General features: G+C 64.5%; 24 protein-coding genes, 1 other RNA gene and 1 pseudogene. 11 read left to right on the top strand and 15 right to left on the bottom strand.

Annotation, left to right across the window (positions count from 1 at the left end; genetic code table 11):
* Positions 1 to 3: 3 nt before the first annotated feature.
* Together I6F21_RS30805 and miaA are read right to left on the bottom strand one after the other, a co-directional pair.
* Positions 4 to 1779 carry an acetolactate synthase 3 large subunit gene (locus I6F21_RS30805; protein WP_036025002.1) on the bottom strand — a complete coding sequence of 592 codons (1776 nt, stop codon included), beginning with the start codon at positions 1777 to 1779 and terminating at the stop codon, positions 4 to 6.
* A 327-nt stretch (positions 1780 to 2106) separates the two neighbouring features.
* Positions 2107 to 3048 (bottom strand): tRNA (adenosine(37)-N6)-dimethylallyltransferase MiaA, encoded by a 942-nt coding sequence (gene miaA / locus I6F21_RS30800; protein ID WP_225141603.1) that lies wholly within the window; start codon positions 3046 to 3048, stop codon positions 2107 to 2109.
* 11 nt (positions 3049 to 3059) lie between these two features.
* On the opposite strand from miaA, the gene serB reads away from it, so the two are divergent.
* On the top strand, positions 3060 to 3965 hold the full coding sequence (gene serB / locus I6F21_RS30795; RefSeq protein ID WP_225141602.1) for a phosphoserine phosphatase SerB: 906 nt from the start codon (positions 3060 to 3062) through the stop codon (positions 3963 to 3965).
* 144 nt (positions 3966 to 4109) lie between these two features.
* Here the strand turns inward: serB and I6F21_RS30790 are convergent, their stop codons facing one another.
* The 10 genes from I6F21_RS30790 to I6F21_RS30745 all read right to left on the bottom strand — a co-directional run bounded on the left by I6F21_RS30790 (position 4110) and on the right by I6F21_RS30745 (position 13606).
* The gene (locus tag I6F21_RS30790) at positions 4110 to 5627 is read right to left on the bottom strand and encodes a Do family serine endopeptidase (RefSeq protein ID WP_225141601.1); all 1518 of its coding nucleotides are present in this window, start codon (positions 5625 to 5627) and stop codon (positions 4110 to 4112) included.
* 144 nt (positions 5628 to 5771) lie between these two features.
* The gene (locus tag I6F21_RS30785; protein WP_025038031.1) at positions 5772 to 5978 is read right to left on the bottom strand and encodes a DUF2065 domain-containing protein; all 207 of its coding nucleotides are present in this window, start codon (positions 5976 to 5978) and stop codon (positions 5772 to 5774) included.
* Between the two features lie 72 nt (positions 5979 to 6050).
* Positions 6051 to 6947, bottom strand: a complete 897-nt coding sequence (locus I6F21_RS30780) for a protease modulator HflC (RefSeq protein ID WP_225141600.1) — start codon at positions 6945 to 6947, stop codon at positions 6051 to 6053.
* Positions 6944 to 8080 carry an FtsH protease activity modulator HflK gene (gene hflK / locus I6F21_RS30775; protein WP_225141599.1) on the bottom strand — a complete coding sequence of 379 codons (1137 nt, stop codon included), beginning with the start codon at positions 8078 to 8080 and terminating at the stop codon, positions 6944 to 6946. The genes I6F21_RS30780 and hflK overlap by 4 nt, the downstream gene beginning before the upstream one ends.
* A gap of 153 nt (positions 8081 to 8233) precedes the next feature.
* Positions 8234 to 8743, bottom strand: a complete 510-nt coding sequence (locus I6F21_RS30770) for a dihydrofolate reductase (protein ID WP_109144932.1) — start codon at positions 8741 to 8743, stop codon at positions 8234 to 8236.
* Positions 8743 to 9228, bottom strand: coding sequence for a GNAT family N-acetyltransferase (locus I6F21_RS30765; RefSeq protein WP_036037448.1), 486 nt, complete (start codon positions 9226 to 9228; stop codon positions 8743 to 8745). The genes I6F21_RS30770 and I6F21_RS30765 overlap by 1 nt, the downstream gene beginning before the upstream one ends.
* Positions 9229 to 9234: 6 nt before the next feature.
* Positions 9235 to 10029 carry a thymidylate synthase gene (locus I6F21_RS30760; RefSeq protein ID WP_225183975.1) on the bottom strand — a complete coding sequence of 265 codons (795 nt, stop codon included), beginning with the start codon at positions 10027 to 10029 and terminating at the stop codon, positions 9235 to 9237.
* 174 nt (positions 10030 to 10203) lie between these two features.
* Positions 10204 to 11184, bottom strand: a complete 981-nt coding sequence (locus tag I6F21_RS30755) for a tripartite tricarboxylate transporter substrate binding protein BugD (protein WP_036006574.1) — start codon at positions 11182 to 11184, stop codon at positions 10204 to 10206.
* Between the two features lie 138 nt (positions 11185 to 11322).
* On the bottom strand, positions 11323 to 12837 hold the full coding sequence (locus tag I6F21_RS30750) for a tripartite tricarboxylate transporter permease (protein ID WP_036006571.1): 1515 nt from the start codon (positions 12835 to 12837) through the stop codon (positions 11323 to 11325).
* A gap of 7 nt (positions 12838 to 12844) precedes the next feature.
* Entirely contained in the window at positions 12845 to 13606 is a 762-nt protein-coding gene (locus I6F21_RS30745; protein ID WP_036024976.1) for a tripartite tricarboxylate transporter TctB family protein, read from the bottom strand.
* 601 nt (positions 13607 to 14207) lie between these two features.
* Here I6F21_RS30745 and ssrA point away from each other — a divergent pair.
* The 7 genes from ssrA (at position 14208) to I6F21_RS30710 (ending at position 19744) form a co-directional block, all read left to right on the top strand.
* Positions 14208 to 14574, top strand: a transfer-messenger RNA (tmRNA) gene (gene ssrA / locus I6F21_RS30740).
* Between the two features lie 115 nt (positions 14575 to 14689).
* Positions 14690 to 15208 carry a ClpXP protease specificity-enhancing factor SspB gene (locus I6F21_RS30735; RefSeq protein WP_225141597.1) on the top strand — a complete coding sequence of 173 codons (519 nt, stop codon included), beginning with the start codon at positions 14690 to 14692 and terminating at the stop codon, positions 15206 to 15208.
* A gap of 88 nt (positions 15209 to 15296) precedes the next feature.
* Positions 15297 to 16730, top strand: a complete 1434-nt coding sequence (fumC, locus tag I6F21_RS30730; RefSeq protein ID WP_225141645.1) for a class II fumarate hydratase — start codon at positions 15297 to 15299, stop codon at positions 16728 to 16730.
* A 275-nt stretch (positions 16731 to 17005) separates the two neighbouring features.
* Positions 17006 to 17194, top strand: coding sequence for a DUF4169 family protein (locus I6F21_RS30725; protein ID WP_225141596.1), 189 nt, complete (start codon positions 17006 to 17008; stop codon positions 17192 to 17194).
* Positions 17191 to 17442 carry a ribbon-helix-helix domain-containing protein gene (locus I6F21_RS30720; RefSeq protein WP_025038043.1) on the top strand — a complete coding sequence of 84 codons (252 nt, stop codon included), beginning with the start codon at positions 17191 to 17193 and terminating at the stop codon, positions 17440 to 17442. Before I6F21_RS30725 ends, I6F21_RS30720 begins: the two co-directional genes overlap by 4 nt.
* A 117-nt stretch (positions 17443 to 17559) precedes the next feature.
* A complete protein-coding gene (locus I6F21_RS30715) occupies positions 17560 to 17835 on the top strand; it encodes a FeoA family protein (RefSeq protein WP_036006563.1) in 276 nt (91 codons plus the stop codon).
* A 37-nt stretch (positions 17836 to 17872) separates the two neighbouring features.
* Complete coding sequence (locus I6F21_RS30710; RefSeq protein ID WP_225141595.1) at positions 17873 to 19744, top strand: ferrous iron transporter B; 1872 nt, start codon at positions 17873 to 17875, stop codon at positions 19742 to 19744.
* 137 nt (positions 19745 to 19881) lie between these two features.
* Here I6F21_RS30710 and I6F21_RS30705 read toward each other — a convergent pair whose 3' ends face one another.
* Positions 19882 to 20019, bottom strand: a complete 138-nt coding sequence (locus I6F21_RS30705) for a hypothetical protein (protein WP_225114706.1) — start codon at positions 20017 to 20019, stop codon at positions 19882 to 19884.
* Here I6F21_RS30705 and I6F21_RS30700 point away from each other — a divergent pair.
* The 3 genes and pseudogenes from I6F21_RS30700 to I6F21_RS30690 all read left to right on the top strand — a co-directional run bounded on the left by I6F21_RS30700 (position 19981) and on the right by I6F21_RS30690 (position 23894).
* Positions 19981 to 20440, top strand: a pseudogene (locus I6F21_RS30700) (GNAT family N-acetyltransferase). The gene I6F21_RS30705 and the pseudogene I6F21_RS30700 sit on opposite strands and share 39 nt — an antisense overlap.
* A 236-nt stretch (positions 20441 to 20676) precedes the next feature.
* On the top strand, positions 20677 to 22191 hold the full coding sequence (locus I6F21_RS30695; protein WP_225114693.1) for an ATPase domain-containing protein: 1515 nt from the start codon (positions 20677 to 20679) through the stop codon (positions 22189 to 22191).
* Positions 22188 to 23894, top strand: a complete 1707-nt coding sequence (locus I6F21_RS30690) for an ATP-binding protein (protein WP_225114692.1) — start codon at positions 22188 to 22190, stop codon at positions 23892 to 23894. The genes I6F21_RS30695 and I6F21_RS30690 overlap by 4 nt, the downstream gene beginning before the upstream one ends.
* Before the next feature lie 51 nt (positions 23895 to 23945).
* Here I6F21_RS30690 and I6F21_RS30685 read toward each other — a convergent pair whose 3' ends face one another.
* Positions 23946 to 24188, bottom strand: a complete 243-nt coding sequence (locus I6F21_RS30685; RefSeq protein ID WP_225114691.1) for a hypothetical protein — start codon at positions 24186 to 24188, stop codon at positions 23946 to 23948.
* A 31-nt stretch (positions 24189 to 24219) separates the two neighbouring features.
* Positions 24220 to 25338 carry a DUF2336 domain-containing protein gene (locus I6F21_RS30680; RefSeq protein ID WP_036037435.1) on the bottom strand — a complete coding sequence of 373 codons (1119 nt, stop codon included), beginning with the start codon at positions 25336 to 25338 and terminating at the stop codon, positions 24220 to 24222.
* Positions 25339 to 25534: the final 196 nt, after the last annotated feature.

Below are 25534 nucleotides of genomic sequence, written 5' to 3'. Positions count from 1 at the left end.
GCGTCACACCAACGCCTTGCCGCCGGCGAATGCCTTCGCAGTCGCCTCGTCGTTGGCCTGCTCCGGCAGCAGCATCTCGTTGTGGGCCTTGCCGGAGGGGATCATCGGGAAGCAGTTTTCGAGCGCCGCGACGCGGCAGTCGAACAGCACCGGGCGCTTGACCGAGATCATCTCCTTGATGGCGCCATCGAGATCGGCCGGCTTGTGCACCTGAAGCCCGACGGCGCCGTAGGCCTCCGCGAGCTTGACGAAATCCGGCAGCGCTTCGGAATAGGAATGCGACAACCGGTTGCCGTGCAACAGCTGCTGCCACTGGCGCACCATGCCCATGTACTGGTTGTTCAGGATGAAGATCTTGATCGGCAGCTCGTACTGAACCGCCGTCGACATCTCCTGCATCGTCATCTGCACCGAGGCATCGCCGGCAATGTCGATGACGAGGCTGTCGGGATGGGCCACCTGAACGCCGACCGCGGCCGGCAGGCCGTAGCCCATGGTGCCGAGACCGCCCGAGGTCATCCAGCGATGCGGCTCCTCGAAGCCGTAGAACTGCGCCGCCCACATCTGATGCTGGCCGACCTCGGTCGTGATGTAGGTATCCTTGCCGCGCGTCTGCTCGAACAAGGCCTGGATCGCGTGTTGCGGCAGGATGACGTCGCTGCTCTTCTTGTAATAGAGCGAGTTGCGGGCGCGCCATTGCGCAATCTGCTGCCACCACGACTTGATGTCGGGCTTCTTCGCCTCCGCCTTGAACACCTGGAGGATGTCGCCGAGGACGTTGCCGCAATCGCCGATGATCGGCACGTCGACGCGGATGTTCTTGTTGATCGAGGACGGATCGATGTCGATGTGGATCTTCTTCGAGCCGGGTGAAAACGCATCGACGCGGCCGGTGATGCGGTCGTCGAAGCGCGCGCCGACGCACAGCATGACGTCGCAATCATGCATGGTCATGTTGGCCTCATAGGTGCCGTGCATGCCGAGCATGCCGAGCCAGTTCTTGCCCGACGCCGGATAGGCGCCGAGGCCCATCAGCGTCGAGGTGATCGGGAAGCCGGTGACCTCAACCAGCTCGCGCAACAGGTGGGTCGCCTCGGAGCCGGAATTGATGACGCCGCCGCCGCTGTAGATCACGGGACGCTTGGCGTTCGCGAGCAGCGATACCGCCTTGCGGATCTGCGTCGCATCGCCCTTCACGCGCGGCGCGTAAGAGCGGTGCACGTCGGACTTGCGCGGGGGATGGTAGGTGCCGGTGGCGAACTGCACGTCCTTGGGAACGTCGACCAGCACCGGGCCCGGACGGCCCGAGGTGGCGACGTAGAAGGCCTCATGCAGCACCTTGGCGAGATCGTTGACGTCGCGCACCAGCCAATTGTGCTTGGTGCAGGGACGCGTGATACCGACGGTGTCGCATTCCTGGAACGCGTCGTTGCCGATCAGATGCGTCGGCACCTGGCCGGAGATACAGACCAGCGGAATGGAGTCCATCAGCGCATCCGTCAGCGGCGTCACCATGTTGGTGGCGCCGGGGCCGGAGGTCACGAGCGCAACGCCCGGCTTGCCGGTGGAACGCGCATAGCCCTCGGCGGCATGGCCCGCGCCCTGTTCGTGGCGGACCAGGATGTGCTGGACCTCGCTCTGCTGGAAGATCTCGTCATAGATCGGAAGCACCGCGCCGCCGGGATAGCCGAAAATGTCGGTCACGCCGTGATCGATGAGTGCGCGGACGATCATCGCGGCGCCCGTCATCTGGTTCGGATCGTGGCTCTTGTCGCTCATTGGCTTGCTCCGGATGCGCTGTTGTCAGCGGCTTCGTTCGTGTCGGGTTCGGGAAATAAAAAAGGCCCCGAAGAGGGCCCATGCACACCGCCTGTCATGTGGATGGCAGCTAGCCACCCCCGGCGGTGTGCCTGGGTACGACGGCGATAAGGAGTTTGGTAATAATGTTACGCATGGCGGCGCTCGGCTTCCCAAAGGTTGCGCGAAACATAGCGGCCAAACCTTGGATGTCAAGGCAATGCGGCCGTTCCCGCGCGATTTCGGCAGTGTAGCGGTGTTCCCCGGGTTCGGCGAGAGGTAAATTCGGGAACCCGGCACAAAAGCGCGTCAGTCGGTGCGCCGTTCCGTCGGCACGGCCGCGGCGAGCCATCCGCTCGCTTGCTCCGGCCTCACCCATTCGAAGTCCGGCAGCTGGTGCCGGAACCAGGTGAATTGCCGCTTGGCGTAATGGCGCGTATCGGCGCGGCCAATGCTGGCGGCCTCCTCCAGGCTGAGCTCGCCGCGCAGGTGCCGGATCAAGGATGGCACGCCATGGGCCTTCATGGCCGGCAGCAGCGGATCGAGATGCCTGGCGGCGAGCCGCTCGACCTCCTCGAGCGCGCCGGCGCCCAGCATGGCATCGAAACGGGCATCGATGCGGGCATAGAGCTCGTCACGCTCGGGTGCGAGGAAGACCGCGCGAAATCTGTCCTTGGGCAGCAGCGGTGGCTGTCCCTCCCGCTGCCAATCGAGCAGCGAACGGCCGGTTGCCTCGATCACCTCGAGCGCGCGGGCAATGCGGGTGCGGTCGCGCAGGTTCAATCGCTCGGCCGCGCGCGGATCGCGGACTGCGAGTTCCGCGTGCAGCGCTTCGACGCCGTTCCGTTCCAGCCGCGCGCGCACATCCTCGCGCAGCTCGGCGGGGATCGGCGGCACCGCGGAGAGACCTGTGGTCAGCGCCTTGAAATAGAGCCCGGTGCCGCCAATGATGATCGGCAGCTGTCGCTGCGCCCTCGCCTCGTCGAGCGCCTTCGCCGCATCGCTTACCCAGGCACCGGCCGAGAAATTCACGGCGGCATCGACGTGGCCATAGAGACGATGCGGCGCGAGCGCCTCGTCCGCCGCGGTCGGCCGCGCCGTGATGATGCGGAGGTCACGATAGACCTGCATGGAATCGGCATTGATGACGACGCCGCCGGCGGCACGCGCAAGCTCCAGCGCCAGCGCCGACTTGCCGCTGGCGGTCGGGCCTGCGATAAGCACGGCCTTGCTGGAATACCCCTCGCTCACGAAAACCTCAAATGTCCCTCGTCGCCACGCTGATCTGCAACCCTGACAATCCCGCGCTCGACTCGACCATCGTCGATGGCGCCCGCGCCGTGCTGCCGCAGGCGGCGCCCGCGCACTGGCTGTTCGACAGGGTTGCGGTCGACATCCCCTTCGGCGCGGACAGTAACCTCGAAGGCGACCGCAACGCCATCGAGCAGCGGCTCCGCGAGCTCCGCGGCGATTTGCCCATCGACATCGTCGTGCAGCCTGTCGGCTTCCGGCGCAAGAAGCTTTTTCTCGCCGACATGGACTCCACCATGATCGGCCAGGAATGCATCGACGAGCTCGCCGATTTTGTCGGGGTCAAGGCGCATGTCGCTGCCATCACCGAGCGTGCGATGCGCGGCGAGATCGAGTTCGAGCCGGCGCTGCGCGAGCGCGTCGCGCTGCTCAAGGACCTGCCCGCCAGCGCGGTCGACGAGGTCCTGGCCAAGCGCATCACGCTGACGCCGGGCGGCCGCGAGCTGGTCGCCACCATGCGCGCGAACGGCGCCTATACCTGCCTCGTCTCCGGCGGCTTTACATTGTTCACGCGCGCGGTCGCCGCCAAGATCGGTTTCCAGGAGAACCGCGCCAACGAGCTCGTCGTGCGCGACGGCAAGTTCACCGGCGAAGTGAAGGAGCCGATCCTGGGCCGCGCGGCGAAGCTCGCCACCTTGGTGGACCTGATGGAATCGTTCGATCTCGACGACATCGACTCGGTCGTGGTCGGCGACGGCGCCAACGACCTTGCGATGATCCAGGCCGCGGGTCTGGGTGTCGCCTATCACGCCAAGCCGGCGGTGGCGGCCGCCGCGGCCGCGCGGATCGATCACGGCGATCTCACTGCGCTGCTGTATGCGCAGGGGTATCGGCGGGACGAGTTCGTGGAGGGGTAAAGCCTCCCCTCTCTCTGTCATCGCCCGCGAAGGCGGGCGATCCAGTATTCCAGAGACAGCGAAGCTAGAACCGAGAAGCCGCGGCGTACTGGATGCCCCGCCTTCGCGGGGCATGACAGTTGAATGTGGCGCGAACAGCGCCCACTACTGCACGCTCAGCGCGACGAACCGCAGCTCGCCCTCGCCGTTCGAGACCAGCAGCAGCACCGATTTCTTGCCGTCCTTCTTGAGCTGATCGACCCGCTTCTGGATGTCGGCGCCGCTCGACACCGCCTCCTGCGCCACCTCGACGATGACGTCGCCGGCGGACAGACGCTTATCGGCGGCGTCCGAATTGGTGTCGACATTGGTGACGACCACGCCCTTGACGCTGTCCTTGATCTTGTAGCGCGTGCGCAGATCCTTGCTCAGTGTAGCAAGATCGAGGCCCAGCGCTTTCTGCGTCACCGGCTTCTCCGGCGCCGGCTCGTCGGTCTTCACCGCGGCCTGCACCTTGTCGGGATCCTGGAGGCGGCCGAGCGTGACCTTCTTGATCTCTTCCTTGCCCTTGCGGATGATGACGACGTCGACCTCCTTGCCGACCGCGGTGTCGGCGACGACGCGGGACAGATCCTTCGGGTCCTTGACGTCCTTGCCGTCGAACTTGACGACGACGTCGCCGGGCTCGATGCCGGCGGGCTTGGCCGGGCCCTTGTCGTCGACACCGGCGACCAGCGCGCCCCGCGCGGGCTTGATGTTGAGGCTTTCGGCGATCTCGTCGGTGACGCTCTGGATGCGCACGCCGAGCCAGCCGCGGCGCAGCTCGCCGAACTGGCGGAGCTGGTCGACGACGCCCACCACCGTCTTCGACGGCACGGCAAAGCCGATGCCAATGGAGCCGCCGGACGGCGAGATGATCAGCGTGTTGACGCCGATGACGTCGCCGTCGAGATTGAACAGCGGGCCGCCGGAATTGCCGCGGTTGATGGATGCGTCGGTCTGGATGTAGCTGTCGTACGGCCCGGAGGAGATGTCACGGTTCTTGGCCGAGACGATGCCGGCAGTCACCGTGCCTCCCAGGCTGAAGGGATTGCCGATTGCGACCACCCAGTCGCCGAGGCGCAGCTTGTCGCTATCGCCGAACTTGACCGCGACCAACGGCTTCGTCGGCTTGATCCTGAGCACAGCGAGATCGGTCTTCTTGTCGACGCCGACCAGCTCGGCCTTGATCTTGGTGCCGTCGTTGAGGATGACGTGGATCTCGTCGGCGTCCGCAATGACGTGGTTGTTGGTGACGACGACGCCCGCGGTGTCGATGATGAAACCGCTTCCGAGCGAATTGGTCTTGCGCGGCGCGCTGTTCTCGCCGCCCTTGCTGCCGCCGCCGGGCCCTCGGCGGTTCTTGAAGAAATCGTCGAAGAACTCTTCGAAGGGTGAACCGGGCGGCAGCTGCGGCATCGAGTTGCTGCCCCCGCCCTTGGCTTCGACGTTCTGCGAGGTCGAGATGTTGACGACCGCGTCGATCACCTTCTCGGCGACGTCGGCGATGCCATCCGGTCCACGCGCATGAGCCGGCGCGCCAAACGCGCCGCAAGCACCGATGGCGAGCGCAACCAGCCCAAGTCGAACACCAAATCGCGCGCGGCGGCGCGAGCGGGACGGGGCAATGGTGGCAGCAGTCATTGTGATCTCCAGGCAAAAGGGATTCGGCGCCAGACTGCGCTCGAACGGGGGCACGGCGCAAGCGCGGAGCTTAACGGGCCTCAAGAGCCCGATAATACGGCGAAAACCAGTCTGGCGCCTTCACTTTGGCGTTGAGCCGAAGGCCTAAATCGGGCGCCGCATAACCCAGATCAGGACCAGGCCGGCCACGGCCGAGCCGATCCCGACCGCCCGCAGGATGTTGTCCGGCGTGGCGATGGCGCTTTTCATGGCTTTGCGCATCCAGTTTGGACTGGCCGCGAACATCAAGCCTTCGAGGACGAACAGGATGCCTAGGCCGATGAGGAAGTCGGCGAACGCAATGGACCTCATCGGAATGGAACCTCCCGCTATGCTGTTCTTGTCTGGACGAAGGGCGGCGAAATCCGCCGCCCTTTGTCTGGCTTACGGCTTCGCCTGCGTCTCGGTTGGCGTCCTGCCGGAGGGGCTACCGAAGTACCGGAAGAAATCCGACTCCGGCCGGAGCAGGAAGCGGGTATCGTTCGCACGCAACCCGTTCTCATAGGCCGTCATCGACCGGTAGAAGGCGAAGAAGTCGGCGTCCTTGCCGTAGGCTTCTGCAAACAGGCGGTTGCGTTCGGCATCGCCCGCACCACGGGTCTGCTCAGCCTGCGAATTGGCCTCAGCGATGATGACGGTCGCCTCGCGGTCGGCCCTGGACCTGATCTCCTGGGCCTTCTGCCCACCCTGTGCCCGGAACTCGGCGGCCTCGCGCTCACGCTCGGTCTTCATGCGCAGGTAGACCGCCTGGCTGTTCTGCTCCGGCAGGTCGGCGCGGCGGATCCGGACGTCGACGACCTGAATGCCGTAGCCATCGGCCTCGCGGTCGAGCTGGTCGCGAATGCGCAGCATCAGCTTCTCGCGGTCGTCGCGCACCACGTTGATGAAGGTCACCTCGCCGAGCACGCGGCGCAGCGCCGCGTTCAGGAGCGTTGTGAGCTGGATATTGGCGGCCTGGATCGAGCCGACGCTCTGATAGAAGCGCAGTGCGTCCTTGATGCGGTAGCGCGCGAAGGCGTCGACCACGAGCCGCTTCTGGTCGGAGGCGATCGCCTCCTGCGACGGGTTCTCCAGATCGAGAATCCGCTTGTCGATGTTGATCACCGAGTTCCAGGGCGCCTTGAAGTGCAGGCCGGGCGCGGTGACGACGTCGACCGGCCTGCCGAACTGGAGCACGATCGTCTGCTCGGTCTGCTGCACGGTAAACAACGACATATAGCCGACGATCACGACGAACAGGATGGCGAGCAGCGTGACAAAACCTGTGACCGGAGACTTCATCGGGTGCCTCCGCTCGACTGCGGACCAGTCGTAGGTGTCCGCTTTGGCGCCAGTTCGGGAAGCGGCAGATAGGGCACGACGCCCTGGCCCGAGGGGCCACCGTCATAGACGAGCTTGTCAGCCCCGCCGAGCACGCGCTCCATCGTCTCCAGGTAGATCCGTTCACGCGTCACGTCGGGCGCCTTCTTGTATTCCTCGTAAACTTTCAGGAAGCGTGCACTCTGGCCCTTGGCCTCGGCGACAGCCTGTTCCCTGTAACCTTCGGCATCCTGCTGGATCTTGGCCGCGCGCCCACGCGCCTGGGGGACAACCTGGTTGGCATAGGTCTGCGCTTCGTTCTGCAGCTGCTCCTGATTGGCGCGGGCCGCCTGGACGTCGCGGAAGGCGTCGATCACCTGCGCGGGCGGATCGACCTTCTGCATCTGCACCTGGGTGATCTGAATGCCGGCACCATAGCTGTCCAAAGTCCTCTGGATCAGCTCGTGCACGTTCTGCTCTGTGACGTTGCGCGCTCCGGTTAGGATCGGCTGGATCTGAGACCGGCCGATCACCTCGCGCATCGCACTCTCGGCGACCGCCTTCACGGTACCCTCGGGGTTTTGGATGTTGAAGAGGAAATCACCGACACCGTCCGGCTTGATGCGCCAGAGCACGGTGAAATCGACGTCGACGATGTTCTCGTCGCCGGTCAGCATCAGGCTCTCTTCCGGCACGTCCCGAATGGAGCGGCCGCGCCGCGCCGGATCCTCGATCACCGTCATGCCGATCGAGGTGGTGTTGACGCGCAGCGCCTTCGGCAGCAGCACGGTCTCGATCGGATAAGGCAGATGATAGTTCAGGCCCGGCTGCACGGTGCGGACGTGCTTGCCGAAACGCATCACCACGCCGAGCTCTTCGGACTGCACGCGGAAGAAGCCCGACAGCAGCCAGAATGCGACGATCAGCAGAATGATCAGCGTGATGCCGACGCCGGAGAAATAACCGCCCGGCATGATCTGCTGGAGGCGGTCCTGGCCGCGCCGCAGAAGGTCTTCCAGATCCGGCGGCCTCGGCCCGACCGGTTGCGGGCCTGAGCCCCACGGTCCCTTTGGACCCGAGCCCCACGGGCCACCGCCCTGATTCTTCCACGGCATTCGACGTTCTCCTCGGCAGGGTGGAATTGCCACCGCCCGCTTTGTCCGGTCCGGCTTTATAGGGGACAGGCAAGTCCCTTACAACGCAGCCCTGACCGTCTTCCGAGCTATGCTCGGGCACGAAAAAGTCAATGTAAACATTGGCAAAAGCGGTTAATGGCCGCGCCGCCGACGATATGTCACATAGGACAGGTCGGCGCTGTCGTCGGGGCCGGCCGGATGGCGGATGCGTTCGACCTCGTCCCATTCCGCCTTGTCGATTTCAAAATGCGTGTCCCCTTCTGGGCGCGCGTGCACTTCGGTGATCTCGAGACGATCGGCACGACCGAGCCATTGCCGGTAGATCTCGGCGCCGCCGATCACCGCGATCTCAGTGACCGAACGCCGCAGAGCGTCGCCGCGCGCGACTGCCTCCGCATCCGCTGGCGATGTCGTGACGATGGCCCCATTGGCGCGATAGGCCGGATCGCGCGTGACCACGATGTTGGTGCGGCCCGGCAGCGGCCGGCGCAGGGTCTCGAAGGTCTTGCGGCCCATTATCACAGGCTTGCCGATCGTCAGCGCCTTGAAGCGCGCCATATCGGACTTCAATCGCCACGGCATCGCATTACCCGCGCCGATGACGCCATTCTCTGCGATGGCGACGACGAAGACGATCTCCATCAGGCCGAGCTCCCGGCAAGCTGGGTCAGCGCAGGCCCGGTGACCCGGCACAGCGTCCAGTCGTCCATCATGACCGCGCCGATCGATTTGTAGAACGCGATCGAGGGTGCGTTCCAGTCGAGGACCGCCCATTGCAGGCGCGACCAGCCGTTGTCGACGCATTCCCTGGCGAGATAGGCCAGCAGCGCCTTGCCGAGGCCCTTGCCCCGATGCGACGGCCGCACATAGAGATCTTCGAGATAGATGCCGTGACGGCCGCTGAAGGTGGAGAAATTGAGAAACCACACCGCGAAGCCGACCGGCTCACGGTTCCACTCCGCGATCGCGCAATAGAGCTGCGGCCTCTCGCCGAACAGCGCGTCGGCGATGTCAGCCTCGGTCGCTTCGACCTCGTGCGACAGCTTTTCGTACTCGGCGAGCTCGCGGATGAAGGAGAGAACGAGCCCGGCTTCCTCGGGCCGTGCACGGCGGATGGTGAGCGACATAGGGCGCTAGACCGCCACTTCCGCCTTGATGTGCGGATGCGGATCGTAGCCGACGAGCTCGAAGTCTTCGTAGCGGAAGGAGAAGATGTCCTTTACCTCAGGATTGATCCGCATCACCGGGAGCGTGCGCGGCGCACGGCTGAGCTGCAGCCTCGCCTGCTCCAGATGGTTGGAATAGAGATGAGTGTCGCCGAGCGAGTGCACGAAGTCGCCGGGCTTCAGGCCTGTGACCTGCGCGACCATCATGGTGAGCAGCGCGTAAGAGGCGATGTTGAAGGGCACGCCGAGAAACACGTCGGCCGAGCGCTGATAGAGCTGGCAGGACAGCTTGCCGTTCGCGACATAGAACTGGAACAGCAGGTGGCAGGGCGGCAGCGCCATCTTCTCGACGTCGGCCGGATTCCAGGCGGTGACGATCAGGCGGCGGGAATCAGGCGTGCGCTTGATCATGTCGATGACATTGGCGATCTGGTCGATGCTGCGCCCGTCGGCCGTGGGCCAGGAGCGCCATTGATGGCCGTAGACCGGGCCGAGATCGCCATTGGCGTCCGCCCACTCGTCCCAAATGGTGACGCCGTTGTCGCGCAGATATTTGATGTTGGTGTCGCCCTTCAGGAACCAGAGCAGTTCATGCACGATCGCCTTCAGCGGCAGCCGCTTGGTCGTCAGCATCGGGAAGCCGGCCGACAAATTGAAGCGCATCTGGTGGCCGAACACCGAGAGCGTGCCGGTGCCGGTCCGGTCGGTCTTCTCGGCGCCGTCGGAAAGAATCCGCTCGAGCAGGTCCTGATACTGGTGCATGTTGCGACTGAGCCTTTGGGGAGGCGGCGAACTTAACGACACCCCCGGCGTTACGACAGCGGCGATTCGCTGTCGCCGTCGATTATACCCGGAAAAGTGAGTGTTCCCGGCACAAACGGCAAGGGGCGGAACTCAGCGTTCCGCCCCCTCGCCTAGCGCCTTGATCGCCTTCGCTTAATTCGCCGGCTTGAGCACCGGGCTCCACTTCGCGATCTCGCTCTTGACGAGGGTCGCCAGCGCCTCCTGGGTTCGGTCCTTCGGCGCGGGGATGACGCTGCCGAGCTCGAGCAGGCGCTTCTTCACCGTCTCGTCGTCGAGCGCCTTGACGGCGGCGGCGTTCACGCTTGCCACGATCGCGGGCGAGGTTCCCTTGGGCGCGAACATCGCGTTCCAGGCCTGAGCCTGGAATGCCGGCAGGCCGGCTTCCGCCGTGGTCGGCACGTTCGGCAGCGACGGGTTTCGTTCGGCCGTGGCGATCGCATAGGCCTTGATGGTGCCGGCATTGATCTGCGGGACGGCGTTGACGATCTGGTCGCACATGTAGTCGACCTGACCCGCCACCAGCGCGTTCATCGCAGGTCCCGTGCCGTTGAACGGCACGCCGACGGGCTTGATGTCGAGGATGGAGTGGAGGAGTTCGCACGAGACGTGCGAAACCGAACCGACGCCTGCATGCGCGGCATTCACCTTCTCGGCATTCGCCTTCACATAGGTGACGAACTCCTTGAGATCCTTCGGCGGAAAGTCCTTGCGCGCCAGGATCAGGATCGGCGTGCCGGCCAGCAATGCGATCGGCTCGAAGTCCTTCTCGGGGTGATAGGCCAGCTTCGGATAGAGCGGCACGGAGGCGGCATGCGTGCCCATATGCCCGGTGATCAGCGTATAGCCATCGTTGGCCGCACGCGCGGCACGCGTCGTGGCGGTGGTGCCGCCGGCACCGACCACGTTCTCGATGATGATGCTCTGCCCCAGCGTTTGCGCCATGTGCCCGGTGACGATGCGTGAGATCACGTCAGTCGGCCCGCCGGCTGCGAACGGGACGATCACGGTAATGTTGCGCGTCGGATAGGTCTGCGCCTCAGCCGTTGCGATGAAGGCGCCCAGCGATGCTATCGCTGCTGCACATGCGCCTGTAAGCGCGCGAATGAACGTCATGGCGATCCTCCCTTTGGACACAATAAAATGCCGGCCCAAAGGCCGGCATTTCCATTTCACAAAGCCGTAACACAAGTCGATTCGACTTCCGAATGCGGCGCGCCGACGCAGGACCGAGCCGACTCGGCGCGCACGACCTCAGTTCTCGGACTCGGTGAACACCTCGTCGCGCTTGGCGCGCAATACAGGTAGCACCGTAAGGACGAGCAGGCTTGCCGCGACCGCAAGCAGCACCGCCGACAACGGGCGCGTCAGGAACACGCTCCAGTCGCCACGCGAGATCAGCAGCGCCCGGCGCAGGTTCTCCTCCATCAGCGGTCCTAGCACCATGCCGAGCAGCAACGGCGCCGGCTCGAAATCGTGCTTGATCAGCCAATAGCCGACGAGACCGAAGACGCCCGCGAGGATGACGTCGACCGGCGCGTTGTTCACCGAATAGATGCCGATCGCGCAGAAGATCACGATCGAGGGGAACATCAGCCGATAGGGCACGCGCAACAGCCGCACCCAGATTCCGACCAGCGGCAGGTTGATGATGATCAGCATCAGATTGCCGATCCACATCGAAGCGATCATGCCCCAGACCAGATCCGGCTGCTTCTGCATCACCTGCGGACCGGGCACGATGCCGTGGATGGTCATCGCGCCCACCATCAGTGCCATCACCGCGTTCGGCGGGATGCCGAGGGTGAGCAGCGGAATGAACGAGGTCTGTGCCGCGGCATTGTTGGCACTCTCTGGCCCCGCCACGCCCTCGATCGCGCCGCGGCCGAACCGGGACGGGGTCTTTGAGAGCTTCTTCTCGAGCGTGTAGGCCGCGAAGGACGCGATCACCGCGCCGCCGCCGGGCAGGATGCCGAGGATCGAGCCGAGCACGGTGCCGCGCAGGATCGGCGGCGTCGCATCGCCGAGGTCCTTCCTGGTGGGCATCAGTCCGGTGATCTTCTGCTGCACCAGATCGCGGTTCATTTCGGCGCCGTGGTCGAGGTTGCGGATGATCTCGGCAAAGCCGAACACGCCCATCGCCACGGTCGCAAAGCCGAGACCGTCGGCGAGCTCGGGAATGTTAAAGGCCATGCGCGAGGCGCCGGTCTCGATGTCCGAACCGACCATTGAGAGCAGCAGTCCGAACACGATCATCGCAATCGCCTTCAGCACCGAGCCCTTGGCCAGCACCACCGCGAAGATCAGGCCGAGCACCATCAGCGAGAAATATTCGGCCGGACCGAACGCCAGCGCGAGTTTCGTCAGCGGTGCGCCGAGTAGTGCGATCAGGATGGTCGCAACGCAGCCGGCGAAGAACGAGCCGATCGCGGCGATCGCGAGCGCCGGACCGGCGCGGCCCTGCTTGGCCATCTGGTGACCGTCGATGGCGGTCACGACCGATGTCGCCTCACCGGGTATGTTGACCAGGATCGACGTGGTCGAGCCGCCATATTGCGCGCCGTAATAGATGCCGGCGAGCATGATCAGCGCGCCGACCGGCGGCAGCCCGAAAGTGATCGGCAGCAGCATCGCGACGGTGGCGATGGTGCCGATGCCAGGGAGAACGCCGACCAGCGTTCCGACCAGGGCGCCGATCAGGCACATCAACAGGTTGATCGGGGTGAACGCGACGGCGAAGCCGTGAGCAAGATTGGCAAAGATATCCATCACGCCCTCACTGGATCAGGAAACGCGGATACATCGGCATCGGCAGCCCGAGCACATAGGGAAACAGGATTGCGCAGCCGACCGTCAGGCAGGCGCCGACGATCACCGCTTCCAGCCAGCGCGTCTCGTGCGAGCCCGTCGCCGCGATCATGAAGCTCGAGAAGGCCGTGACAACGAGACCGAGGGACCGGATCGACAGGGCGAAGAACAGGATCGCCGCCACCACGAACAGCGGCCCGCGCCAGGAATAATGCGCAAGCGCCGGTCCCGCCGTGATCAGGCCGGTCAAGGCGATGCCGGCAGACAGGGCAACCAGCAGCCCGCCGAACATACGTGGCGCAGTGCCCGCACCGAAGGAGAAGCCACGCATGCCCTGCAAATCGCTCGATGCCCACAGCGCAAACAGGGCAACGGCCATCAGCACGACGCCGCCGACATAATCTTGCGCCGAGCGGATGGTCATAAACAGCGTGAGGATCGCCACCGCAAACAGCGGATAGGAATAGATCAGCGCCAGCAGCACCTCGGACGACATCTTCTTGGCGCCGCCGCCGAATGATCCGAAGAGGGCGCTCGGCGCGCCGGCCAGCAGCGCCGTCGCATGACCGGTGACGACCGCCGCCGGACCGCGGCCGGTCCCCCAGCCGAAAATCGTCCCGATCGACCAGATCAATTCGAAAATCTGCGGCGCAATCGCCAGCAGACAAAAGCCGAGCGCCACCCGGGTGTTTCGGGTGGCCGTCGCTGAGTGGCCCATCGTGTCGGCCATGCCTGTCTCCTCCGCGACCTGTAAGTCACGAGCACGGTTGTTCTAAATCGGCTGGAACTGGATACCCGCCCGGATCACTGCCTAGCGATTTTCATCAGACAATGCCAGCAAAACCCAACACGCCGCGGTAAGCAAAAGCCAGAGGGGATTGATGCGCGAGATGGACGCGACCACTGCAACCATCGCGGTCAGACGCAGTGTAGCAATTGCTGGATCGGCCCGATTAACGTCACGATAAGCGTTCGGACCTGGCAAGTCCTGCGAGGTCGGACCGGTGTCCTGGTCGGCCTCTGGTGCTTCGCCTCAACCGCGGTGCAGTGGGTCTCGCGCACTGCCGGCGCAGCGGCGACGGCGAAGAGCGAGATCGGGCCGAAGTGGAGATCAGCGCCTAGTCGGCTTGCGGCTCGTCACGCTGCTACTTTCCGCCGCAGGAAATTGAACGTCGCTGAGACTGACATTGTCCGTTCGCTGGAGCAGCAGCGTTTCATTATGCGCAAGGATTCGGCACATCGGGCTGGCGACCTCTGGCAAAGGCCAGAGCCGCGATAGGCCCGGCACTCCGAAGCCTATCCAAAGGGAACCGCGGGATCGCGCCTCCAACCCTCTGTTTTTCGAAAGCTTTGCCCCCTATATTGGGGGTGCCGGTTCGCCGGCTATGGAAATAAACGGTCGTCGCAATAAACCATTCGGACCCGGGGGCGGTACCCGGCGCCTCCACCAAAGCCCACCATCGGGCGTGCCCGAAGCTGGGCTTTGGCGGGGGCGAAATAGGATCGACGAGGGCGTAAAGGGCGTACTTTTTCCCGGTATTGTTCCGCCGTTATCGGGCTACTGCAATAGTTGCCAACGACAACTTTGCTCCGGTTGCTCAGGCTGCGTAACGCAGTTTGAAAGACCACTCTAAAGTCCTAGCGGGTTAAGCTCCGCTAGGCGGGGTTCGGAGGCACCTGGCAACAGAAGCCTCCACTTTACTCTTTGATTCTTCCCCGGCGGGGACTCCTGCTCGCCCGTCAGGCGCGGTACTATTGCGACTTGGCGAGTCGGATCGGCAGGGTTCGGCTGCTTGGATGCAACAGGACCACCATGGCGACCGATCATATCCGATACGATGTGCTGGCCCGCGATGCGCTGCGCGGCGTGCTGCGGAAGGTGCTGACCGATGCCGCAGCCCATGGCCTGCCGGGCGAGCATCATTTCTTCATCACCTTCGTGTCCAAGGCCGAAGGCGTGAAGCTGTCGCCGCGGCTGCTCGCACAATATCCGGAGGAGATGACGATCATCCTCCAGCACCAGTTCTGGGACCTGACCGTGCTCGAGGACCGTTTCGAGGTCGGCCTGTCCTTTGGCGGCATTCCGGAGCGGCTCGTGGTGCCGTTCAGTGCCATCAAGAGCTTCCTCGATCCGTCCGTGAAGTTCGGCCTCCAGTTCGACACCTCCGACGTCGCCGAGGTCGCGCCGGACAATCTGCCGGCAGCGCCGGCGCCATCGGCCGTATCGGTCCCGACACCTGCCGCGGAGAAGCCGGAAGCTGCCGACGAGCCGCCGCCGCCGAGTCAGGGCGGCGCCGAGGTCGTGCGGCTCGATCGTTTCCGCAAGAAATGATCTAGGTTGGGCGCAGAGCCATCGCGCCCGGCCAACTGTCTATATAGAAGAGCACATGAACAGGCCGCGCGGCGTTTCGCGCGGCAGAATGGATGTGCTCATGGCCAAAGCGTCCCACTCGAAGACTGCCCGCCCCGCAACCCGCACCGAGACCGACAGCTTCGGTCCCATCGAGGTCGCCGCCGACCGCTATTGGGGGGCGCAGACCGAGCGCTCGCGCCAGAATTTCCGCATCGGCACCGACCGCATGCCGATCTCACTCGTGCATGCACTCGGCATGGTCAAGCTCGCCGCCGCGCAGTCCAATCTCGAGCTCGGCCTGCTCGACCGGCGCCGTGCCAACGCCATCATCCGCGCCGCGCGCGAGGTGATCGAAGGCAGACTGGACGACCATTTTCCGCTTGTCGTCTGGCAGACCGGCTCGGGCACCCAGAGCAACATGAACCTCAACGAGGTGATCGCCAACCGCGCCAACGAGCTGCTCGGCGGCGAGCTCGGCGCCAAGAAGCCGGTGCATCCCAACGATCACGTCAACATGAGCCAGTCGTCGAACGACTCCTTCCCGACCGCGATGCACATCGCGGCGGCAAGCCGCATCAATGCCGATCTCGTCCCTGCCCTCGGCGAGCTGCTGCGCGCTCTGCGCAAGAAGGAGAGGGAGTTTTCGAAGATCGTGAAGATCGGCCGCACCCATACCCAGGATGCGACGCCGCTGACGCTCGGTCAGGAATTCTCCGGCTATGCCGCGCAGGTCGAAAGCGGCATCGCCCGGCTCAAGATCGCGGTGAAGGACCTCTATCCGCTGGCGCAGGGCGGCACAGCCGTCGGCACCGGTCTCAACTCGAAGCCGCGCTTTGCCAAGCTGTTCGCAAAGCACGTTGCCGGGATTACGAAGCTCCCCTTCACCAGCGCCGCCAACAAATTCGAGGCGCTGGCCTCGAACGATGCCTATGTGCTGGCGCACGGCGCCATCAATTCGGTCGCGACCGGCCTGTTCAAGATCGCCAATGACATCCGCCTGCTCGGCTCCGGCCCGCGCTCGGGCCTCGGCGAATTGATCCTGCCGGAGAACGAGCCCGGCTCCTCGATCATGCCGGGCAAGGTCAACCCGACCCAGTGCGAGGCGATGACCATGGTGTGCTGCCAGGTGTTCGGCAATCACACCGCGATCACGGTCGCCGGCAGCCAGGGTCATTTCGAGCTCAACGTCTACAAGCCGGTGCTGGCCTACAACATGCTGCATTCGATCCGCCTGATGGCGGATGCCGCGCGCTCCTTCACCGAGCATTGCGTCAGCGGCATCCGCGCCGACGAGAAGCGCATCAAGGAGCTGATGCAGCGCTCGCTGATGCTGGTGACGGCGCTGGCTCCGAAGATCGGCTACGACAACGCCGCCAAGGTGGCCAAGACGGCGCACGCCAACGGCACCACGCTGAAGGAGGAGGCGCTGCGGCTCGGCTTCGTCTCGGCCGACGAGTTCGACCGCCTGGTGCGCGCTGAGAAGATGATCAGCCCGGGATGATTCCGAATTCCGATAGCCATCCGTAATGATACGGACGCTCGGCGCCCAAAAATATGCGGTTTTGGGGGCGGGATTTGATTACCGTCAATGTTGCGGCGGGGCGGCGTGTTACGCAGCTCCACTGCCCTCGACGGGGCGAAATTCATCGTTTGATGGCCCAAGGGCCGATTGACGAGGACGAGCGAATGGCGATCAAGTCTTCTGCGGCGCAATGTGGCGCCCTGTTTCTGAATGTTTCATCCTGCCTGAAGAGGAGCGGATGATGGAGACGCGGCATGGGGAACGTCATCAACCTGAATCGTTTCAGGAAGCGCGTCGAGCGGGAAGCCTCGGCGAAGCAGGCGGACGCCAACCGGGCGAAGTTCGGGCGCACGAAGGCGGAACGGTCGTCCGAGGCGAAGCTGGCGGACCAGGCCAAGGAGAATCTGGACCAGCACCGGATCGATCGCGAGGAGCAGCCATGAAGTCGCCGGTGGTGAAACGATCGATCGTCGTCGCCGGCCACAAGACCAGCGTCAGCCTGGAAGAGGCGTTCTGGAACGGCATGAAAGAGATCTCCGGCCTGCGCAACATGACGTTGTCCGAGCTGGTCGGCGAGATCGACAACAACCGCCAGCAGGGCAATCTGTCGTCGGCGATCCGTCTCTTCGTCCTGGACTACTTCAAGAGCCGCGCCATGGCCGCCCAGCCGGATAAGGTCCCGGCCCAGTAGCCGTCGAGGGGCGCCCACGACGGCGCCCCGGCCTCTGCACATTTAAAATCGCTCTAAGGTGCAGCTTCGGCGGGCGGGCACGCTTGACCTCAATGCCCGACGTTGAAAATACAGGGCATGACCGATACCACTGATACGCGTTCGCACATGCCGCTGGGTCTGGCCCAGCGCGGCTATACCGGCGTCATCCAACACCTTGCCGCCAAAGAGGCTGGCTCGGCGCTTTCGGACGTCGAGCTCGAGAGCCGCCTGATCGAACTCGGCTTCGTCGAGGGCGCCCGGGTCGAGATCCTGCATGAGGGGTTGGTCGGGCGTGATCCGATCGCGGTGCGGGTCGATAGCACCACGATCGCGGTCCGCCGTCGCGAAGCCATGGCCATCATCGTCGCCTGACGCGCGACCGCAATCTGCCCCGCAGGCCCTTGATCCCATGGAAGCACCGCTGCTGCATCTCGCCCTGGTCGGCACGCCCAACAGCGGCAAGACCTCGCTGTTCAACGCGCTGACCGGCAGCCGGCAGAAGGTCGCGAACTATCCCGGCGTCACGGTCGAGCGCAAGGAAGGCTTCTTCGTCACCCCGCTCGGCCGCCAGGTCTCCGTGGTCGACCTGCCCGGCACCTATTCGCTGCGCGGCCGCAGCCCGGACGAAGAGATCACCCGCGACTTCGTGCTCGGCAAGGCCTCCGGCGAGACCCTGCCCGATCTCGTGCTGTGCGTCGCCGATTCCACCAATCTGCGCCTGACCATCCGCCTGCTGCTGGAGCTGAAGCGCACCGGGCGGCCGATGATCCTCGTGCTCAACATGTTCGACATTGCAAGCCGCCGCGGCATCACTGTCGACGTCGCGCGGCTCGCCAAGGAGCTCGGCGTGCCCGTGGTCACCTCGATCGCGGTGCGCAAGGGCGGCACGGCCGACCTGCTCAAGCTGACCGACGAGATTTCCGCGGAGCTCGCCGCCGAGCCGGTGGAGAACAGCTGGCGCGCGCTCGGCGTCTCCGAGCTGCGCGCCACCCAACGCGAGGCCGATCGCATCATCGCCGACTGCGTCAGCCTGCCTGCTCGCCCCGACACCTGGACCGCACGGATCGACGCGATCGTGCTGCATCCGGTCGGCGGGCTGATCGTGCTCGCGCTGATCCTGTTCGTGATGTTCCAGGCGGTGTTCGCCTGGGCGCAGCCGGCGATGGAGCTGCTGAAGTCCGGGTTCGACTCGCTCGGCGAACTGGTGCAGGCCACCCTGCCCGACGGCTTGCTGCAAAGCTTCCTGCAGAACGGCGTGATCTCCGGCGTCGGCAGCGTCATCGTGTTCCTGCCGCAGATCATCCTCATCTTCCTGTTCATCCTGCTCCTGGAAGATTTCGGCTACATGGCGCGCGCGGCGTTCCTGATGGACCGCATCATGGGCGGCGCCGGCCTGCACGGCCGCGCCTTCATTCCGCTGTTGTCGAGCTTTGCCTGCGCCATTCCCGGCATCATGGCGACGCGCGTCATCGACAACAAGCGCGACCGGCTGACCACGATCCTGATCGCGCCGCTGATGACCTGCTCGGCGCGCATTCCGGTCTATACGCTGATCATCTCCGCCTTCATCCCGGCCAGAGACGTCTGGGGCTTCATCAACCTGCAGGGCCTCGTGATGTTCGGCCTCTATGCCGCCGGCATCATCAGCGCGCTGTTGGTCTCGTTCGTGATCAAGTTCTTCATGCTGCGCGACTTTGTGCCGGCGCCGTTCATGTTGGAGCTGCCGGACTACAAGATGCCGCGGCTGAAATCCATCGTGATCGGCATCTACACCCGCGCCAAGATGTTCTTGCAGCGCGCCGGCACCACGATCTTCTCGATGATGGTGCTGATCTGGTTCCTGGCCTCCTTCCCGCAGCCGCCCGCGGGCGCGACCGGGCCGGCCATCGAGTTCAGCCTGGCGGCGATGATCGGCAAGGCGCTCGAGCCCCTGCTCGCCCCCGTCGGCTTCAACTGGCAGATCGCGGTGGCGTTGATCCCGGGCATGGCGGCGCGCGAGGTCGCGGTCGCGGCGCTCGGCACCGTCTATGCGATCGAGGGCGGCAACGAAGCGGTCGAGCAGATCGGCCAGGTGCTGGCGACAAAATGGTCGCTCGCCACCGCGCTGTCGATGCTGGCCTGGTACATCTTCGCCCCGCAATGCGCCTCCACGCTCGCCGTGATCCGGCGCGAGACCGGCAGCTGGGCCTGGATGGGCGCCACCTTCGCCTACATGCTTGTGCTGGCCTATGCGGCGAGCCTCGTGACGTACAACGTCGCCGTCGCGCTGGGGGCGGGGTAGCCCTTCCAAAACGAAACTGCGAAAACAACCCCATGCACAGTAGACCGGGGGTCGTGAAATCAATGAGTTACGCGCAAGGCAACGATCCGGCCGTCGCCCGTTGACCCGTCGGGCAAAACAGGGGCATGACGTCACGATCAGCCCGCAGCGATAGCAGCATGAACGACGACACGCCTCGGAAGCGGCGATCTGTCGCCGTGGACCATTTCACCACCGACCGCCTGACCGCCGAACGGTTGCGCGAGGATCACCTCGCCGACCTCGTCGCGCTGCATCGCGACGCCGAGGTCTCCCGCTATCTCGGCGGGGTGCGGACGCCCGAGGTCACGAGGGCTTATCTCGCAACCAACATGGCCCATTGGGACCAGCACGGCTTCGGACTCTGGACGCTGCGAACGAAGGACGGGGGCCTTCGCCGGACGGGCGGGCATTCGGCACATTCTCGTGGACGATGTCGACGAGGTCGAAATCGCCTACGCGTTCAAGCGCGAATTCTGGGGCCAAGGATTTGCCAGCGAGATCGCGACCGCGCTGACGGACATCGGGCTGTCACAGCTCGCACTGCCGTCTCTCATCGGCATTGTGTATGTCGGGAACGGTGCATCGCGGCGCGTGCTGGAGAAGTCGAACTACCAGCTCGAGCGAAGCACGAACCGTCACGGCGAGGACGTCGTGATCTACCGCATCCGGCAGTGAGGGCAGCAGCGGGATGGACCGCGAGCGGACCGTTTGTGTTCATTTTTGAACCGACACCATCCACGCGTCGGCACAGTCTGAGCGGCAACGAAGCGGTCGCCTGACCGCCCGAAGCGCCTCGGGACGGGAACTCAGGCCCGGCATCGGAGTTCCTTAGACGGACCTTTTCAGTCATCCGGCTCCGGCATGCGCCTGGAGCGCATGGAGCTTTGGGAAGATACGCGTAAGGGGGGTTCATGACCGGTCAATCCTCCGCTGCCCCAGGCAGCGACTTCAAGGATTTGCCGCGGGTGTCAACCGGCAGCGAAGGGCTGGACGACATCCTTGGCGGCGGCCTCGATGCCAACCGGATGTATCTCTACGAAGGCCGGCCGGGCACAGGCAAGACTACGATTGCGCTCCAATTCCTTCTTCGGGGCGTGCGCGACGGCGAACGCGTTCTCTACGTTTCGCTCTCCGAGACCAAGAGCGAGCTCACAGTGGTGGCACAGCGGCACGGCTGGTCGCTGGACGGCGTCGATATCTTCGAGCTCGTTCCACCGGAAACGACGCTTGATCCCGAGCGGGAGCTGACGGTTTTTCATCCCGCCGAGATGGAGCTGAGCGAGACCACAGGTCTGATCTTCAAGGAAGTCGAAAGGATCAATCCCACCCGCGTGGTGCTCGACAGCCTGTCCGAATTGCGCCTGCTGGCGCAGAACCCGCTTCGCTACAGGCGCCAGGTTCTGGCCCTGAAGCACTTCTTCACCAATCGCAACTGCACCGTGGTTCTGCTCGACGATCTGTCATCCTCCCAGGATGATCTGCAACTGCATTCGATCGCGCACGGCGTGGTGATGCTGGAGCAACTCGCCATCGATTACGGTGCCGAGCGGCGGCGGCTTCGCGTGATCAAGATGCGCGGCATCCGTTTCCGGGGCGGCTTCCACGACTTTACCATCACGCAAGGGGGGCTGCGGATCTTTCCCCGGCTCGTCGCAGCCGAACATCACAGATTATTCGATGGTGAGATGGTGACCAGCGGCAACCCCGAGCTCGACCAGCTCCTGGGAGGGGGGCTCGAGCGCGGCACCAACGCTCTTCTCCTCGGCGCGGCCGGCGTCGGCAAGTCGTCAGTTGCGCTAACCTACGCCATCGCGGCGGCGGAACGCGGCGAGCACGCCGTATTCTTCGCCTTCGATGAAGGACGCGGAACGGTTGAGGCACGCGCCAAAGCGCTCGGGCTGCCGCTGGACAAACATCTCGCGTCCGGAAATATCCGCTTTCAGCAGATCGATCCCGCCGAATTGTCGCCGGGTGAGTTCGCGGCAACGCTCCGCCGGAGCGTCGAGGTCGACAATGCCCGCATCATCGTCATCGACAGCCTGAACGGCTATCTGAACGCGATGCCGGATGAACGCTTCCTCGTTCTGCAGATGCATGAACTGCTCAGCTATCTGGCCCAGCAGGGCGTGCTCACCATCCTCATTCTCGCCCAGCATGGGCTTGTCGGTCCCATGGATACGCCGCTCGACCTCAGCTATTTGAGCGATGCAGTGGTGATGCTGCGTTATTTCGAGTTCGCCGGAACGGTTCGGCGCGCCTTGTCGGTCGTCAAGAAGCGAAGCGGCGGCCACGAGCATGGCATCCGCGAATTCCGACTCGGTAGCAACGGAATCAAGCTCGGCCCGCCACTTCATGAGTTCAGCGGCATCTTTTCCGGCAATCCCCGCTATACCGGCACGGCCCTCCCGGAAGGGCCGCTCGAATGAGCGCGCAGCGCGATCACCGCGTTCTCGTCTTCGCCCCGGTGGGCCGCGACGGACCGGCATCGGCCGAACTTTTGCGCAACGCGAACCTCGAGGCGATCAGTTGCCGGGACTTGGCCGAACTCGTCACCGAAATGGCGGCAGGCGTTGGCACCGTATTTCTTGCCGAGGAAGGATTGTTCGGCAAGGACACCGCGGCGCTGGCACAATGGATCGCCGGTCAGCCGCCGTGGTCCGATCTGCCTTTCGTCGTTCTCACCAGCCACCGGGAGCAGCCCTCGGTCATCGCCTGGCGACGCAGTATCGTCGAGCTTCTGCGCAACGTTTCGCTGCTCGAACGGCCGGTTCAACCGATCACGCTGACCAGCACCATCCAATCCGCACTGCGGGCTCGGCGGCGTCAATACGAGATCCGGGCTCTGCTCGAGGCGCGCGAGCAGACGGCCCAGGAGCTCGAGAAGCTGGTGATCGAGCGGACGAAGGCGCTGGAGGAAGCCAACACGCAGCTTCGCCTCGAGATCGAAGAGCGAGCACGCGTGGAGGAAACGCTTCGGCAGGCTCAGAAAATCGAGGCCATCGGCCAGCTCACCGGCGGCGTCGCGCATGACTTCAACAATCTCTTGATGGTGATTTCCGGCGGCCTCGACATGCTCGAACGCCAGACCGATCCGACCCGGCGCCGCCGCCTGATGGACGGGATGATCCAGGCGGCGCAGCGCGGAGCGAGCCTGACCAAGCAGCTTCTGGCATTCTCACGGCGGCAGAAACTCCGGCCGGAGCCTGTCGACGTCGCCGCGCAGATCGGCGGCATGCGTGAACTGCTCGATCGCAGTCTCAGGGGCGACGTCCATGTCGAATTCGACTTTCCGGAGCAGCTTTGGCCGGTGGAGGTCGATCCCGGCGAGCTCGAGCTGGTCATTCTCAACCTGGCCGTCAACGCCCGCGACGCCATGCCCAATGGCGGCACGATCATCGTGCGCGGCGAAAATCTACCCGACCTGAACGATGGGGAGATCGCCGGCGACTATGTCCGCTTGTCCGTCGTCGACACCGGTGTCGGCATGCCCCCGGAGATCATGTCGCGGGTGTTCGAGCCGTTCTTCACGACCAAAGACGTCGGCAAGGGGTCTGGACTGGGGCTCGCACAGGTCCATGGATTTGCGACGCAGTCGCGGGGCACGGTGCGAATTCAATCGAAGGTCGGCCGAGGCACGAGCATCGAGCTGTACCTGCCGCGATCCTTCGAGACTCCCTCCGACGAGCGACACCTCATCGACCTCACCAGGGTGCGCCCGAAAAAGAGCAATCAGGGCCAGATCCTGCTGGTGGAGGACGATAACGAGGTTGCCGCGCTGGTCAGCGAGATGCTCGGTCAGCTCGGCTACGAGGTCACACGCGCTTCCAGTGCCGCAGCAGCGCTCGGTGCCCTGGCGGACGGCCGTCCCATCGATCTGATCTTCTCCGACATCATGATGCCGGGCGGCATGAACGGGGTCGAGCTTGCGCGCGAGGTCAGGAAGAGACGAAGCGACATACCGATATTGCTGACCAGCGGATATGCCGAAGCCTCGGTCCATGAAGCGGAGAGCGCGGGTATCGAGATCCTGCCCAAGCCCTATCACATCGACGAGCTCGCCGCAGCCCTGGCCGCGGCGAAGTCAGGTCTTCGGCGCGATGCAGGCGCCAAACGCTCCAACTCGTGCTGAGAGTCCCTCCGGACTTCGCTGCGCTCAACTCCGAGCGCGATCTCAGGAGCCTTACCGGAAATATCCCAGCACGAGATCGATATCGGCGCTGCGGGCCGCCGTGCCGTTCAGCTCGGCGTCGATGACGCGGCGGCAGGCGTCCACCGCGGCGTGATCACCGAGGTCGTTGGCGGCTTCCAGCACGAGCCAGGCGGCGTCCACCGAGGCCTTGTCCGAAGCTGCGCCGCCGAGATCGGTGGCGCCGACATTGGCGAGATTCTTCTTGCGAACGGCGGTGCCGAATTGAGGTAACATTGCAGGTACTCCCCTCTCCTCAGTGGACCTGTCAGTGGACTTGAAGTTCGGGCTGACGGCCCGCATCGGCACCCGCGCCGGTCTTGCGCGACTGGTAGAACTTCAGAATGCTGCGCGACGTCTCGATCTTGAGCCGGCCGTACTCGCGCTCGTTGTCCTGGAGCTCGCGCGCCGTGATCAGATGATCCTTGGCGCCGAGGAACAACAGCGACATCGTCGTGTCCCAGGAGAAGTCGAGCGCCTTGCACAGCACCAGGATCATCTCGCGGTTGCGGTCCATCAGCGCGCGCTCGATCACGTCGACCGGCAGCGCCGACAGCAGCGACAGGCCGATCTGCACCTCGTCGAAGCGATGCTGGCGGGCATAGTTCGAGATCGAGTCCTGGTTGAGATTGCCCTGGCGATACTGCGTCGTGACCACGCGCTTGGCGACGAAATAGCTGCGCGAGGACGGGCCGAACTTGGACTGGAGATCGCCGGTGACCTCGGTGACCGAGCTCTGGATCTGCGACATCATCTCGGGCCGCTCGGTCTCGAGGCGGCGGCGGACGTCTTCGGAGGCTTTCGCGATCAGCTGCTGGAAGATGTGGCGCGGCACGTCCTTGCGCAGGCCGAGCTGCTCGGCAAGGATCGAATCGCCCTCGGCGCGGCGGACCATGTGCAAGAGACCCGAGCCGGAGAAGCGCGCGCCCTCGTTCTTGGCGACCGAAGTCACGACCTCCTGGTTGCCGCGCTTGACCAGCACGTCGGTCACGGCTTCGCCGATCGACTGGCGCTGCGAGATCGCCAGCAGATGCGCCTGGCCCTTGGTCATGGCGCTCTGGACCAGCATCTTCTCGTCGATGCGGTTGGAATCGCGTAGCACGGGACCGGCAACCGCGATCTCGTCGTCGAGGGCGAGCCTTTCGATGACGTTGAGCGGGGCGTGATCGCAGGCCGACATCACTTCGGAGAGCTGCGCGCGCGCAGCCACCTCGATCTCGTCGGCGAGCCGGCCGATCACCTCGCCGAACATGCTGATCTCGTCGTCGCTGTAGCGGCCGGTGATCAGGATGTCGGTCGCATGCCACAATGCACGCGCCCGGCTTTCGTCGGTGCCGCGCGCGATCGCGTCGTCCAGATCCTGCAGAAGCGATTTCGCCCCGTTCATCTCGATCACCCCAGTTCTTGGCAGCCCTTGGCGAGCCGTCCCGCCGCTCGCGGCGCGACGCCGAATTCCTCTGGGAACCCACGCTAGAGATGAAACGCGAGAATTCAGTAAAGTCGGCAAATCAGTTTTGCCGACGAAAATTCCGTCAAATGCGAGGGAATGGATTTACTGTTGTGCAAGAGCCGAGAAGCTTTGG

It is taken from the genome of Bradyrhizobium sp. NBAIM03, from assembly GCF_020194055.1.
GTDB classification, from domain to species: domain Bacteria; phylum Pseudomonadota; class Alphaproteobacteria; order Rhizobiales; family Xanthobacteraceae; genus Bradyrhizobium; species Bradyrhizobium yuanmingense.
Note: the sequence above shows the minus strand (reverse complement) of the source record. Positions and strands in the feature narration are given on the sequence as shown.

Bases quoted from the DNA above. Each gene is read 5' to 3' on its own strand.
- I6F21_RS30805 (WP_036025002.1), bottom strand. From the start codon at position 1,779: ATGAGCGACAAGAGCCACGATCCGAACCAGATGACGGGCGCCGCGATG.
- serB (WP_225141602.1), top strand. From the start codon at position 3,060: ATGTCCCTCGTCGCCACGCTGATCTGCAACCCTGACAATCCCGCGCTC.
- I6F21_RS30790 (WP_225141601.1), bottom strand. From the start codon at position 5,627: ATGACTGCTGCCACCATTGCCCCGTCCCGCTCGCGCCGCCGCGCGCGA.
- I6F21_RS30785 (WP_025038031.1), bottom strand. From the start codon at position 5,978: ATGAGGTCCATTGCGTTCGCCGACTTCCTCATCGGCCTAGGCATCCTG.
- I6F21_RS30780 (WP_225141600.1), bottom strand. From the start codon at position 6,947: ATGAAGTCTCCGGTCACAGGTTTTGTCACGCTGCTCGCCATCCTGTTC.
- hflK (WP_225141599.1), bottom strand. From the start codon at position 8,080: ATGCCGTGGAAGAATCAGGGCGGTGGCCCGTGGGGCTCGGGTCCAAAG.
- I6F21_RS30770 (WP_109144932.1), bottom strand. From the start codon at position 8,743: ATGGAGATCGTCTTCGTCGTCGCCATCGCAGAGAATGGCGTCATCGGC.
- I6F21_RS30765 (WP_036037448.1), bottom strand. From the start codon at position 9,228: ATGTCGCTCACCATCCGCCGTGCACGGCCCGAGGAAGCCGGGCTCGTT.
- I6F21_RS30760 (WP_225183975.1), bottom strand. From the start codon at position 10,029: ATGCACCAGTATCAGGACCTGCTCGAGCGGATTCTTTCCGACGGCGCC.
- I6F21_RS30755 (WP_036006574.1), bottom strand. From the start codon at position 11,184: ATGACGTTCATTCGCGCGCTTACAGGCGCATGTGCAGCAGCGATAGCA.
- I6F21_RS30750 (WP_036006571.1), bottom strand. From the start codon at position 12,837: ATGGATATCTTTGCCAATCTTGCTCACGGCTTCGCCGTCGCGTTCACC.
- I6F21_RS30745 (WP_036024976.1), bottom strand. From the start codon at position 13,606: ATGGCCGACACGATGGGCCACTCAGCGACGGCCACCCGAAACACCCGG.
- I6F21_RS30735 (WP_225141597.1), top strand. From the start codon at position 14,690: ATGGCGACCGATCATATCCGATACGATGTGCTGGCCCGCGATGCGCTG.
- fumC (WP_225141645.1), top strand. From the start codon at position 15,297: ATGGATGTGCTCATGGCCAAAGCGTCCCACTCGAAGACTGCCCGCCCC.
- I6F21_RS30725 (WP_225141596.1), top strand. From the start codon at position 17,006: ATGGGGAACGTCATCAACCTGAATCGTTTCAGGAAGCGCGTCGAGCGG.
- I6F21_RS30720 (WP_025038043.1), top strand. From the start codon at position 17,191: ATGAAGTCGCCGGTGGTGAAACGATCGATCGTCGTCGCCGGCCACAAG.
- I6F21_RS30715 (WP_036006563.1), top strand. From the start codon at position 17,560: ATGACCGATACCACTGATACGCGTTCGCACATGCCGCTGGGTCTGGCC.
- I6F21_RS30710 (WP_225141595.1), top strand. From the start codon at position 17,873: ATGGAAGCACCGCTGCTGCATCTCGCCCTGGTCGGCACGCCCAACAGC.
- I6F21_RS30705 (WP_225114706.1), bottom strand. From the start codon at position 20,019: ATGCAGCGCGACGAGGTCGGCGAGGTGATCCTCGCGCAACCGTTCGGC.
- I6F21_RS30695 (WP_225114693.1), top strand. From the start codon at position 20,677: ATGACCGGTCAATCCTCCGCTGCCCCAGGCAGCGACTTCAAGGATTTG.
- I6F21_RS30690 (WP_225114692.1), top strand. From the start codon at position 22,188: ATGAGCGCGCAGCGCGATCACCGCGTTCTCGTCTTCGCCCCGGTGGGC.
- I6F21_RS30685 (WP_225114691.1), bottom strand. From the start codon at position 24,188: ATGTTACCTCAATTCGGCACCGCCGTTCGCAAGAAGAATCTCGCCAAT.
- I6F21_RS30680 (WP_036037435.1), bottom strand. From the start codon at position 25,338: ATGAACGGGGCGAAATCGCTTCTGCAGGATCTGGACGACGCGATCGCG.